The following is a 12,599-nucleotide window of genomic DNA, read 5'->3' as shown; positions in this document are numbered from 1 at the left end:
TGTTCAGGTCAGGCAGGCGGGATCGAAATGGATGATGATGTCGGTGCCGGGATATTCGGCGAGGATGGCATGTTTCAGCGCCGCGCCGATTGCGTGGGCCTCGTGCAGGCTCTGGCGGCCATCGAGTTCGATATGCAGGTTGACGAAAAGCTGCGCGCCCGAGCGACGGGTCTTGAGGTCGTGAAAACCCAGCACGCCGGGTTGGGCGCGGGTGAGCGTTTCTATCCGGGCGATCACCTCTGAGGGGGCGGCGCGGTCCATCAGCGCGTCCCAGGCCTCGCGCCCGATGCCGACCGCGCCGACCGCGAGCATCGCCGCGGCGGCCAGCGCGATCGCCGCGTCGAGCCGGGCAAGTCCGAAGGCGGCCGAGGCCCAAAGGGCGAGGATTGCGCCAAGATTCGGCAGCAGGTCGCCCAGGTAGTGCAGCGAATCGGCGCGGATCACGCGGTTGCCGGTGCGTGCAGCCACCCGGCGTTGCCAGAGGACGAGAGCGAGGGTGATGACGCAGGAAAGGCCCATGGCGAGCATCCCCCGCCCTTCTGCGGTCAGCACGACCGGGTCGGTGGCGGTCAGGCGAGTCAGCGCGGCCATGCCGATCACGCCGGCCGATGCGAGGATAAAGAAAGCCTGGCCCAGGGCGGCGAGGTCTTCGGCGGCGGAATGGCCGAAGGCGTGATCATCGTCGGGCGGGCGGGCGGCATAGAGGATGGCGGCCAATCCGCCCAGCGACATCATCAGGTCGAGCGCGCTGTCGGCGAGCGAGGCGGCGACAGAGAGCGATTGCGTCGCCCCGAGCGCCCAGAGCTTGATCGCCACCAGCGTCAGCGCGACCGTGACCGATGCCAGGCCGGCGGAGAGGTTGAGGCGGTGTGCATCGGGCATTGGCGGTCTGCATCCGGGGCGTGGCGCCCGGCACGGGGCGTGGCGACCAGTCTAGTCGCGGATTTCGCCGGGGTCGACGCCCCAGAGCGCGGTTTTCGGCACCCAGCCCGATTGCCCCTCTGCCGAGATCCGGCACCAGTCGGGTTTGCACTCGCCCAGGCGCGCGATTACCCCCAGTTCCGCCCGGGCAAGCACCTGGCTGTCCGTGCTGGGGATACGGTGCAGTGCCAGCATGTCCTGTTCGACCAGCACGGTGCGCAGGCCCGAGAGCAGGGAATAGTGTATCCAGCCGCCCGCGCCGTCGCGATCCTGGACCCTGCGCCAATGGCCGTACTCTGCGGTGATCTGCAAGGGGACGCCACGGCGCTTGTAAACCCAGTCGATCCGGTGGCCGAGGCTGGGCCCGCGGCGGGCATTACCCTCGGCAGCCTTGAGTGAGACATAACGGGGCAGGGGCAGGTTGGTGACCGGTCCGCGGTCGGTTGCGCCCGCGGGCAGTGCCATGAGAAGCAGGAAGAGAGCCGCCGCGAGGGCGGCGCGTTGCGCCGATGCGGATGCGGTAATTGTCATGCGCTGGACTGCCTCTTGTTGCGGGGTCTTGTGCCGCGCCCCGATCTCGGACAGTTTGCCACTGATGCCACGGGGTGCAAGCAGGGAGGCCCACCGATGCCCGCTCAACGTCTGAGTGTTGTCGTGACGCGACGCTTGCCCGAGCCGGTCGAAACCCGGATGAAGGAGCTTTTCGATGTCGAGCTGAACGAGGCCGATGTCAAGATGACCCGCGACGAGCTGGTCGGGGCGATGCGGCGTGCCGATGTCCTGGTGCCCTGCGTCACCGACCAGATCGACCAGGCAATGCTGGCCGCGGCCGGCGACCGTTTGAAGCTGATCGCGAATTACGGGGCAGGGATCGATCACCTGGACGTGCAGACCGCGCGCCAGAGGGGTATCCTGGTCGCGAACACGCCCGGCGTGGTGACCGAGGACACTGCCGACATGACCATCGCGCTGATGCTGGCGGTGACTCGCCGCATTCCCGAGGGTTTGTCGGTGATGCAATCGGGTGCGTGGCAGGGCTGGGCGCCCACGGCCTTCATGGGGGGGCGCATCGGTGGGCGGCGGCTGGGGATTCTCGGCATGGGGCGGATCGGGCAGGCGGTGGCGCGCCGCGCGCGGGCCTTTGGAATGCAGATCCATTATCACAATCGCAAGCGGTTGCGTCCCGAGATAGAGGCAGAGCTCGAGGCGACGTGGTGGGACAGTCTGGACCAGATGGTCAGCCGGATCGACGTGCTGTCGATCAACTGTCCGCATACGCCGTCGACGTTTCACTTGATGAATGCCCGGCGGCTGAGGCTCATGAAGCCCGACGCGGTGATCGTGAACACCTCGCGCGGGGAGGTGATCGACGAGAACGCGCTGACCCGGATGTTGCGCGCGGGCGAGTTGGGCGGCGCGGGGTTGGACGTGTTCGAGCACGGCCACGAGATCAATCCCCGCCTGCGCGAATTGCCGAACGTGGTGCTGTTGCCGCATATGGGCTCGGCCACGGTCGAAGGGCGGGTGGAGATGGGTGAGAAGGTCATCATCAACATCAAGACCTTTGCCGACGGCCACCGGCCGCCGGACCTCGTGGTGCCATCGATGTTGTGAGAACTGGCAGGATGTGCCCAGAGTGCCGGGGCGGCACGCCGGGGGCGCCGCCCCCGGACCCCCGGGGTATTTCGACCAAGAAGAAGCCGGGTTTGCCGGAATGGGCGCCGCCACGGACGGGGCGGCAGGTCGCTTTCGCGCGCTGTTGGGTCGGATGGCCCTCGCCGCGGGAGGCCGAATTTGCGTAACTGGTTGGTAACTCGGACCGAGAGCGCGGAGTCGTGCCCATGAAGACCCATGTCAAAGCCCTTGTCGTCGGCGGCGGTGCCGTCGGCACCTCGATCGCCTATCACCTGGCCCGCGCCGGGTGGGACACGATGCTGCTGGAACGCGACGAGTTGACAAGCGGCTCGACCTGGCACGCGGCGGGGCTGCTGCCCTATTTCAACATGTCCTACGCGACGACCCATATCCACGATTATTCCATCAAGTTCTACAAGACGCTGGAGGAGGAAACCGGCCTCAACCCCGGCTTTTACGTGGTGGGCAACCTGCGGATGGCGCAGTCCAGGGCGCGGATGGACGAATACATGCTCTATGCCGCGACCGCGGAAACCGTGGGCGTGCCCTTTGAATGGCTGAGCCCCGATCAGATCAAGGAGCGCTGGCCGCTGGTGCGCACCGAGGATCTGGAGGGCGCGATCTACCACCCCACGGATGGCTACATCAATCCGGCCGATGTGACCCAGGCCATGGCAAAGGGCGCGCGCCAGTTCGGCGCGGTGATCGAGCGGAAATGGCAGGTGGACGGGTATGAATGGACCGGGTCCGAGTGGCGCGTCAGCGTTACCAGGATGGCCGAGAAGGGCGGCAACCTGATCCCGACCGAGGAAACCGCCGTCATCACCGCCGAACACGTGGTGACCGCCACCGGCAACCACTCGCAACGCACGGCGCGGATGCTGGGCATCAAGATGCCCGCAATCCCGGTGGAACATCAGTACATCGTGACCGAGCCCGACCCCGCGCTGGTGGACTGGCGCAAGGCCGGCAATCCCGAACATCCCGTGCTGCGCGATGCCGATGCCAAGTGGTACGTGCGCGAGGAGCGCGGCGGCTGGATCCTTGGCCCCTATGAACGCAATGCGCCCGCGCGCTTTGCTTATGGCTGCCCCGACAGCTTCCGCGCGGATCTGTTCCCGCTGGATCTGGAGCGGATCGAAGAGGAATACATGTCGATGATCCACCGGATTCCGTCCTCGGAAACCGTGGGTCTGAAGGACGACTATAACGGCCCGATCTGCTACACCCCCGATGGCAACCCGCTCTTGGGTCCCGCGCCGGGGCTGCGCAACATGTGGCTGGCCGAAGGCTTCAGTTTCGGCATCACGGCGGCCGGGGGCGCAGGGTACTACCTTGCGCAACTGATGACCGAGGGCGAGGCCGAGATCGACATGGGGAGCCTCGATCCCAAGCGCTACGGCGACTGGATGACCACCGAATATGCCTGCCGCAAGAACGAGGAAGCCTACGAACACGTCTACATCCTGCACCACCCGGACGAGGAGCGCCCGGCCTGCCGGCCCTTGCGCACCTCGCCCGCCTATGATCGGCAAAAGGCGCGCGGCGCCCAGTTCGGGCAGGTCAACGGGTGGGAGCGGCCCAATTACTACGGGCCCCTGGATGCGCCCGAAAGCTTCGACCATGACGCGCGGTCCTTCCGCCGGGGCGGCTGGTGGCAATACGCGGTGGACGAGGCACAAGCGATCCGCGAAACCGCCGGCCTGATCGACGCGACCGCGTTCACCAAGCACCGGGTGGCCGGGCCGGGCGCGACCGCGTTCCTGGACTGGTTCACCTGCAACCGACTGCCGAAAGTGGGCCGGGTGAACCTGACCTACGCGCTGTCGGTCAAGGGCACGGTGCGCACCGAATACACCATCGTCCGGCTGGCCGAGGACGAATACTATCTGGTCTCGGCCGGGGCCTGGCAGGCCTATGACCACGACTATCTGGTCAAGGCGGCCGAGGACAAACGCGCCGAATTCGGCTGGATCGAGGTGCAGGACATCACCACCCAATGGGGCGTCTTCGCGCTGGCCGGCCCCAATGCGCGCGCCATCCTGAACGAGGTGGTCAAGGATGCCGACCCCGCCACGGTCCTGTCCAATGCCCGCTTCCCCTGGCTGTCGGCCCGCGACATCGAACTGGGCATGTGCCCGGTCCGTGCCCTGCGCGTCGCCTATACCGGCGAACTGGGGTGGGAGCTGCATCACCCCGTAGAGATGCAGACCTACCTGTGGGACCTGCTGATTCAGGCGGGCAGCGGCCACGGGCTGAAACTGGTGGGGGCGCGCGCACAGAACTGGTTGCGGCAGGAGAAAAGCTATCGCGCCTTCGGCACCGAACTGGGCCGCGACGCCACCCCGCTGGAGGCCGGGCTGGACCGGTTCGTGGATCTCTCCAAGGACTTCCATGGCAAGGCGGCGATGGAGCAGACCGGCCTCCGCAGCAAATGCGTCACGCTGCTGGTCGACGGGCCCGAGGATGCCGACCCCTGGGGTCGCGAGGCGCTGTATGACGGCGAGACGCGGGTGGGGCGGCTGACCTCGGGCGGCTATTCGGTGGCGTTCGGCAAATCCATCGGCATGGGCTATGTGCGGCCCGATCTGGCGGTGCCGGGGCAGAAGCTGCAGGTGAAGATGCAGGACCGGCTCTGGGATGTCGAGGTGACCGAGGACTGCCCCTACGATCCGAAAAACGCCCGTATTCGGGCCGATGGCTGAGGGCCGGCGCAGGGTAGATTGTTCCGATCCGCTGCGCGCGAGAACCCGGGGCCTCGCGCTTGGGCGGGGGCCCCGGATAAGCAGGGTTTGGTGGGCGCGGCCGTGGCTGCGCTCAGCCTTCCTTGGCCTCTTTCTCGGCGATCAACTGGTCATAAGCTTCCATTGCGCCGGCGGCATACATCATGGCGGGGCCACCGCCCATCTGGATCGCCATGGCCAGCACGTCGCCCACCTCTTCGCGGGTCGCGCCGACGCGCACCAGCGCCTCCATGTGTAGGACGATGCAAGCCTCGCAGTGGGTGACGACGGCGATGCCGAGGGCAACGAATTCCTTTTGTTTGAATTCCAGCGTCCCGCCATCCTTGACCGCCTTGCCCAGCGCGCCAAAGGCGCGGGCGGCATCGGGGATCGCCTTGTTCAGGTTGCGCAACTGGTCCTTGGTGCCGTCGCGTTTCTTGGTCCAGTCCATGCCGGTCTCCTGTAGATGACTTTTCGCCGCCCTATCACCACTCTGGGCGCTGCGCCACCTTGATCCGGGTCAAATCAGCGTGGCTTTCTGCCGATTTGTGTCAAGTTGTTGGCGGGCATGGGGATTTCATCTGCGCCCTGTAACCCTGCCTGGTGGAACCAGCCCTGCACCTGCCGCACGGACTTGTAGCCGATCTCGGGGTCCTGTGCGGTCAGGCTGGCGTGAAAGGCCGCGTCGCCGTCGCTGGCAAAGCCGTGGTCGCGCCGGAAGGGGCCGTAGACCATCAAGATGCCGCCGGGGGCGAGCGCTGCGGCTGCTTCGCGGATCAGGCACTCGGCCTCGGGCGCGCTGACCAGATGCAGGATATTGGAGCAGAAGATCAGGTCCTGCCCGCCATGCTGGACGCCCCAGCCGGGATGGGTTGCGTCGATCTCGATTGCCGGGGCCAGGTTGGTCAGGGCGGCCTCTGCCGCCCAGGCGTCGATGCTGGCGCGCCGGGCGGGGTCGATGTCGCTGGGCTGCCAGGCAAGGCCGGGACAGCGGGCGGCAATGCGTATCGCGTGTTCGCCGGTGCCGCTGGCCAGTTCCAGCGCGCGGCCTGTCGGTGGGCCATGGGTGGCGATCACCTCGCAGATCGCGGCGGCGTTGCGCAGGGCAGAGGGCGCGGTCAGCCGCCCGTTTTCCGCCGGATGCGCGGTCGAGGCCGTGCTGGGCACGGGACGCCGGGCCATCAGGCGAACCGTGCGGGCGAAAAGGCGCGGGCCAGGTCCGCGCCGATCTCGGGTGCGCGCCCGGCAACGATGTCGGCGGCCAGCTGGCTGGCCGCAGGCGCCGTCTGAAAGCCCACGCCGCCCTGGCCTGCATGCCAGAAAAACGAGGGCTCGGTCGGGTCGAACCCGATCACCAGCAGCCGGTCGGGCGAAAAGGTCCGAAGCCCGGCCCAAGAGGTTTCAACCCGTGTCACCGGTTCTGTCACCATTTCCTCGTAACGCGCCAGCCCCTCGGCCAGCACCATGTCGTCGGCAAAGGCATCATGTGGTGGAACTTGGTCTTCCTCGGCGGGCGAGACCAGCAACTTGCCCGCATCGGGTTTGCAATACCACCGCTCGCCCGCGCCGACGACCATCGGCCAGCGCGACACCTCCCGCCCGCCCGGCGCGGGTAGCCGCGCGATCGACCGGCGCATCGGGCAAAAACCCAGCGGGGCGACTCCTGCCATTCGTGCCACCTGGTCGACCCATGCGCCCGCGGCATTGACCAGGATACGCCCTTCGAACTCCGCCGTCGCGGTTCGAACCAGCCACCCCGTTCCGGTCCGTGTGATCGCTTCGACCGCCGCCCGGGTCATGACCTTGCCGCCATTGCCGCGGATCTCGCGGGCAAAGTTCTGGATCAACAGGTCGGTATCCAGGTCCCAGGCCCTCTCGTGCAGCCCGGCAAAGGCCACGGCGCCCGGGTCCAGCACGGGCATCAACGCGCAGGCCTCCGGCGTGGTCAGGCGCGACAGGCCCATATGCGCGCAATCGGCCTCGAACAAGACCGCATCCTCGGCGCGGCCCACAACCATCAGGCCACGCTCCGACAGAACGCCGCCATTGGTCCCGGCATGATAGGCATGGCTCGCCCGGTTAAGCGCGACCACCTCGCTGCGCCCGAGGCATTCGTCGAACAGCGCGGCGGACCGGCCCGAGGCATGATAGCCCAGCCCGGACTCGCTCTCCAGCAGTATGACGCGGCCCAGTTGCGACAGCCGCGCCCCGATCGACACGCCGGCAATCCCTCCGCCGATGACGATGAAGTCACTCTCCATGCCCGCCCCCCGCGCGTGGTCTTCTTCTTGGTGCAAGTACCCCGGGGGGGCCGCCGCGCAGGCGGCGGCGGGGGCAGCGCCCCCACCCCCGCCTTGTCTTATTGCGGGATCTCGCCGGACAGTCCCTCGACATAGAAATTCATGCCCAGCAGCGTACCGTCATCTGCGGTCTCCCCCTCGGCCAGCCAAGGCGTGCCGTCCTGCCGGTTCAGCGGGCCCGTGAAGGGGTGATACGCGCCGCTGGCGATCGCCTCTTGCAAGGCCAGCGCCTCGGCCTTGATCTCTGCCGGCACCGCGTCTGTAATCTCGCCGATCTTGACCATGCCGGCCCCGATCCCGTCCCAGGTATCGTCGCTTTCCCAGGTGCCGTCGATCACCGCCTGGACGCGGTCTATGTAATAGGGCGCCCAGTTGTCGATGATCGAGGACACCCGCGGCATCGGCGCATATTCCGCCATGTCAGAAGCCTGCCCGAAGGTATAGACGTTGCCAGCCTTCTCGGCCGCGGCCTGCGGTGCGGTGGAATCGGTGTGTTGCAGGATGACGTCGGCACCCTGTTCGATCAGCGCGGTCGCGGCATCTGCCTCCTTGGCGGGATCGAACCAGGTATAGGCCCAGATCACCTTGAACTGGATGTCGGGATTGACCTTGCTGGCATGGATGTAGGCCGCGTTGATGCCGCGGATGACCTCGGGGATGGGATAAGAGGCGATATAGCCAACGATGTTCGACTTCGTGAGTTTCCCGGCAATATGTCCCTGCACCGCGCGGCCCTCGTAGAAACGCGCGGAATAGGTACCCACGTTGTCGGCGCGCTTGTAGCCTGTGGCATGCTCGAACTTCACGTTCGGGAATTTCGCGGCCACGTTCAGCGTGGGGTCCATATAGCCGAAAGAGGTGGTAAAGATCAGGTCCGCGCCCGACAGCGCCATTTGCGTCAGCACACGCTCGGCATCCGCGCCCTCGGGCACGCTTTCCTGGTAGATCGTTTCGACCGCGTCGCCGAAATGTGCCTCAACGGCCAGGCGGCCCTCGTTATGCTCATATGTCCAGCCGCCATCGCCGATCGGCCCGACGAAGACAAAGCCGACCTTGGTCTTGTCCTGGGCGATCGCCGTGCCGGACATCCCAAGGCCAAAGGCCAGCGCAGCAGACGCAAGCAGTGTTCTACGGTTCATGGTTCTATCCCTTGTTGTGGGGGGGAACGCGCCCCCCGGTTGGCGGCGCCTCAGGACGAGGCATGGAAAACCCGGCCAAGCGAACCCGGCGCGGCCACCGCCGCGCGGCTCCGGTCGGCAGAGATGATGACCAGCACCAGGATGGTGACAAGATAGGGCGAGGCCGACAAGAGCTCGACCGGGACCGCGATGCCCGCGGCCTGGAGGTTGAGTTGCAAAACCGCGACCCCGCCGAAAAGATAGGCGCCCAGCAGGACACGGCCCGCCCGCCACGAGGCAAAAACCACGATGGCCAGCGCGATCCAGCCCGCCCCAGAGGTCATGCCCTCGGTCCATTGCGGCACCCGCACCAGGCTGAGATAGGCGCCGCCCAGCCCGGCCATGGCGCCGCCGAAGGCGATGGCCATCAGCCGGATGCGCACCACCTTGTAGCCCAGCGCGTGGGCGGCCTCGTGATTTTCGCCGACCGCGCGCAGGATCAGCCCTGCCCGGCTGTGGCGCAGGAACAGCCAGACGACGAGCACCAGCACGAGGCTGGCATAGATCACGATATCATGAGAAAACACCATCCGGCCCAGCACCGGGATATCCGAAAGCGGGCCAAGATCCAGCCGATCGGTGGCCGGCGGCTTGAGACCGACGTAACCCTGCCCGATAAGCGCCGACAGACCTAGCCCGAAAAGCGTCAGCGCCAGTCCCGTCGCCACCTGGTTCGACATCAGGAACTGCGTGAGCAAGCCAAAGATCATCGACAGGGCCGCCCCGCCGATCATCGCGGCCAGAAAGCCCAGCGCGGGGCTGCCGGTCTCTACCGCGGCGGCAAAACCGCATATCGCCCCGGTGATCATCATCCCCTCTACCCCGAGATTCAGCACGCCCGATTTCTCGACAACCAGTTCGCCGATGGCGGCCAGCAGTATCGGGGTCGCCGCCACCATCAGCGAGGCGATCAGGATGACGGGGTTGATCGCGGACAGGTCCATCAGGTCACCTTTCGCCGGCCCAGCCGGACACGGAAATTCGACAACACGTCCAACCCCAGCAGGAAGAACAGCAACATCCCCTGGAAAGCCTGGATCGCGGCGGCGGGCAGGCCCAGCATGAATTGCGCAAGTTCCCCGCCGATATAGGTCAGCGCCATCAACAGCCCCGCCAGCAGGATGCCCACCGGGTGCAGCCGCCCCAGGAAGGCAACGATGATCGCGGTAAAGCCATAGCCCACGTTGAAATCAATGCTGATCTGGCCCGCCGGGCCCGCGACCTCGAACATACCCGCCAGCCCCGCCAGCGCGCCCGAAATCCCGAGGCAGATCATAACCAGCCGATTCGGGTCGACCCCCGCGAACCGCGCGGCGCGCGGGCTTTGGCCGGCCAGCCGGATCTGGAACCCCAGCATGTGACGGTTCAGCAGGATATAGGCCGCGATCACCGCGACAAAGCCCGCGACCACGCCCCAGTGCATGCCGGTTCCCGCAACCAGTTCCGGATTGGCGGCGGCGGGGTATTGTTGCAGGTTGCGGCTGCCCGGAAACCCGCCGCCCTCGGGGTTGCGCATCAGGCCCAGCGACATCGAGGCGAGGATCTGTTCGGCGACGTAGACAAGCAGCAGTGAAACCAGGATCTCGTTCGTGCGGAAACGGGTTTTCAGGATCGCGGGGATCATCGCCCAGGCCCAGCCGCCCAGGGCGCCGGCCAAGACCATCGTCGGGAATACGAACCACGCGTCCATCGGGTAAAGCGCCAGCGCCACGCCCGCCCCGCAGATCGCGCCCATGATGTATTGCCCCTCTGCGCCGATATTCCAGACGCCCGCGCGAAATCCAAGGCTGAGCCCGATCGCGATCAGGATCAGCGGCCCGGCCTTGACCAGCAATTGCGGCCGCGAATAGCTGGCGAACTGTTCGTTGAACAGCGGGTCCCAGAAGATCGTGCGGATCGCGGCCAGCGGATCGGTGCCCAGGGCCGCGAACAGGGCCGCCCCGGCCACCATGGTCAGTGCCACCGCCAGGAGCGGGGCCGCCGCGCTCCAGGCGCGTGAGGGCGTGGGACGTTTTTCCAGCGCGATCAAGGCTTGGTCCCCCTCGAGGCCATTTTTCGCCTCCGGCGGGGATATTTTTCTCCAAAGCAGGAAGGGGCGCGCAGCGCTTGATCTGCTTTGGGCCAAATATCCCCGCCGGAGGCGAAACCGGAGAACCTAGACCGCTGCATGGGCAACCTCCATGTCATGGGCGCCGCCCATCATCAGGCCGATCTCTTCGAGGCTCAGCCCGCGGGTGGGGCGGGGCGGGGCGAGCCGGCCCTCGTTCAACGCCGCGAAGCGGTCGGAAATCTCGATCAACTCGTCTAGGTCCTGGCTGATGACGACGACTGCCGCGCCATCGGCGGCGAGGTTGAGCAAGGCCTGCCGGATCGCGGCGGCGGCGGCGGCGTCCACGCCCCAGGTGGGCTGGTTCACGACCAGCACTTCGGGACGTTGCAGAACTTCGCGGCCGATGACGAATTTTTGCAGGTTGCCGCCCGAAAGCGAGCGCGCCGCGTTGCCCGGGCCGGGTGTGCGCACGTCGAAGGTTTCGATCACCTTTTCGGCAAAGGCGCGAGCAGCCGGCCACCTCAGGAATCCGCGTGCGGCCAGGCCCTCGCGGATTGCCGCGGTCAGCAGGGCGTTTTCGGTCAGGCTCATATCCGGCGCGGCGGCGTGGCCCAGCCGTTCCTCGGGGGCGGCCAGTACAGCGATACGGCGGCGTGAACCGGGGCCCAGGTCGCCGATCGGCTGGCCCTTGAGGCGGACCGCCCCGGCGCTGGCCGCGCTTTCGCCCGACAGCGCGGCCAGCAATTCGTCCTGGCCGTTGCCCGCGACGCCGCCAATACCCAGCACCTCGCCCGATTTCACGCTGAACGAGATATCGCGCAAGCTGGTGCCGAAGGGATTGGGGGAAGGCAGGCTCAGGCCCCGCACCTCGAGCACGACATCGCCAGTTTCGCTGGCCGCGCGCTGCGGGGTTGCCAGTTTCGTGCCCACCATCATCTCGGCCAGTTCGGCGGCCGTCTTTTCGCGGGGGTTGCAACTGGCCACGACCTTGCCCAGCCGCAGGATCGTGGCCCGGTCGCAAAGCGCGCGGATTTCTTCCAGCTTGTGCGAGATGTAGAGAATGGCGGTTCCGTTGGCAGCGAGCTTGCGCAGGGTTGCAAACAGGATTTCCGCCTCTTGCGGGGTCAGGACGCTGGTCGGTTCGTCCATGATCAGCAGCCGCGGATCCTGAAGCAGGCAGCGGATGATTTCGACGCGCTGGCGTTCGCCCGCCGACAGATCGCCCACCAGCCGCTCGGGGGCCAGCGGCAGGCCGTAGGTTTCGCTGACGGCGCGAATTCGCCCGGCCAGTTGGCCCATTGGCGGCGGGTTTTCCATGCCCAGCGCGATGTTCTCTGCCACGCTGAGCGCGTCGAACAGGCTGAAATGCTGAAACACCATCGCGACGCCGGCGGCGCGGGCGGCACGCGGTTCGGCGGGCGCGTAAGGGACGCCGCGCAGGGTCATATGCCCTGAATCCGGCTTGACCAGGCCATAGATCATCTTGACCAGCGTCGATTTGCCCGCGCCGTTTTCGCCCAGCAGGGCATGAACCTCGCCCTCGGCGATGTCAAAGCTGACGCGGTCATTGGCGACCACGCCGGGATAGACCTTGCCAAGGCCGTCGACTTTCAGAAGAGGTGTCACCCGGCGCCGTTCCCCAAAGCCGCGTTTCGGATTCCCCGCTTACTATCCCGCGCTGCCCGCCCATCGCAATGGCAGATGGTCACGGCGCGGTTCGACTGGCCCGGTTTCGGGGCGGCTGCCTGTTTTGTGGGCAGTTCCATGCGCCGTTTCCATCGCCGCCCGGCTG

At 66.7% G+C, this 12,599-nt stretch carries 11 protein-coding genes; 2 read left to right on the top strand and 9 right to left on the bottom strand.

What is annotated here, in order from left to right:
* Positions 1-3: 3 nt before the first annotated feature.
* Together EV663_RS12665 and EV663_RS12660 are read right to left on the bottom strand one after the other, a co-directional pair.
* Complete coding sequence (locus tag EV663_RS12665; RefSeq protein ID WP_132952428.1) at positions 4-882, bottom strand: cation diffusion facilitator family transporter; 879 nt, start codon at positions 880-882, stop codon at positions 4-6.
* 51 nt (positions 883-933) lie between these two features.
* On the bottom strand, positions 934-1,452 hold the full coding sequence (locus EV663_RS12660) for an SH3 domain-containing protein (RefSeq protein WP_132952426.1): 519 nt from the start codon (positions 1,450-1,452) through the stop codon (positions 934-936).
* A gap of 96 nt (positions 1,453-1,548) precedes the next feature.
* Here EV663_RS12660 and EV663_RS12655 point away from each other — a divergent pair, with 96 nt between their 5' ends.
* Both EV663_RS12655 and EV663_RS12650 read left to right on the top strand, forming a co-directional pair.
* Complete coding sequence (locus tag EV663_RS12655) at positions 1,549-2,535, top strand: 2-hydroxyacid dehydrogenase (RefSeq protein ID WP_132952424.1); 987 nt, start codon at positions 1,549-1,551, stop codon at positions 2,533-2,535.
* A 227-nt stretch (positions 2,536-2,762) separates the two neighbouring features.
* Entirely contained in the window at positions 2,763-5,261 is a 2,499-nt protein-coding gene (locus EV663_RS12650; protein WP_132952422.1) for a GcvT family protein, read from the top strand.
* 112 nt (positions 5,262-5,373) lie between these two features.
* On the opposite strand, the gene EV663_RS12645 is transcribed toward EV663_RS12650, so the two are convergent.
* The 7 genes from EV663_RS12645 to EV663_RS12615 all read right to left on the bottom strand — a co-directional run bounded on the left by EV663_RS12645 (position 5,374) and on the right by EV663_RS12615 (position 12,433).
* The gene (locus tag EV663_RS12645) at positions 5,374-5,730 is read right to left on the bottom strand and encodes a carboxymuconolactone decarboxylase family protein (protein ID WP_132952420.1); all 357 of its coding nucleotides are present in this window, start codon (positions 5,728-5,730) and stop codon (positions 5,374-5,376) included.
* Between the two features lie 74 nt (positions 5,731-5,804).
* Complete coding sequence (locus tag EV663_RS12640; protein WP_132952418.1) at positions 5,805-6,461, bottom strand: DUF938 domain-containing protein; 657 nt, start codon at positions 6,459-6,461, stop codon at positions 5,805-5,807.
* Positions 6,461-7,540 carry an NAD(P)/FAD-dependent oxidoreductase gene (locus tag EV663_RS12635; RefSeq protein WP_132952416.1) on the bottom strand — a complete coding sequence of 360 codons (1,080 nt, stop codon included), beginning with the start codon at positions 7,538-7,540 and terminating at the stop codon, positions 6,461-6,463. The genes EV663_RS12640 and EV663_RS12635 overlap by 1 nt, the downstream gene beginning before the upstream one ends.
* A 98-nt stretch (positions 7,541-7,638) precedes the next feature.
* On the bottom strand, positions 7,639-8,718 hold the full coding sequence (locus EV663_RS12630; RefSeq protein WP_132952414.1) for a BMP family ABC transporter substrate-binding protein: 1,080 nt from the start codon (positions 8,716-8,718) through the stop codon (positions 7,639-7,641).
* A 50-nt stretch (positions 8,719-8,768) separates the two neighbouring features.
* Positions 8,769-9,701 carry an ABC transporter permease gene (locus EV663_RS12625; RefSeq protein WP_132952412.1) on the bottom strand — a complete coding sequence of 311 codons (933 nt, stop codon included), beginning with the start codon at positions 9,699-9,701 and terminating at the stop codon, positions 8,769-8,771.
* Positions 9,701-10,786: an ABC transporter permease gene (locus EV663_RS12620; protein WP_132952410.1), complete on the bottom strand. Its 1,086-nt coding sequence runs from the start codon at positions 10,784-10,786 to the stop codon at positions 9,701-9,703. Before EV663_RS12620 ends, EV663_RS12625 begins: the two co-directional genes overlap by 1 nt.
* 126 nt (positions 10,787-10,912) lie before the next feature.
* Complete coding sequence (locus EV663_RS12615; RefSeq protein ID WP_132952408.1) at positions 10,913-12,433, bottom strand: ABC transporter ATP-binding protein; 1,521 nt, start codon at positions 12,431-12,433, stop codon at positions 10,913-10,915.
* Positions 12,434-12,599: the final 166 nt, after the last annotated feature.

The sequence above is a fragment of the Rhodovulum bhavnagarense genome (assembly GCF_004343505.1).
GTDB lineage: Bacteria > Pseudomonadota > Alphaproteobacteria > Rhodobacterales > Rhodobacteraceae > Rhodovulum > Rhodovulum bhavnagarense.
The sequence above is the reverse complement of the archived record's forward strand: the minus strand, read 5'-3'. Positions and strand labels throughout refer to the sequence as shown.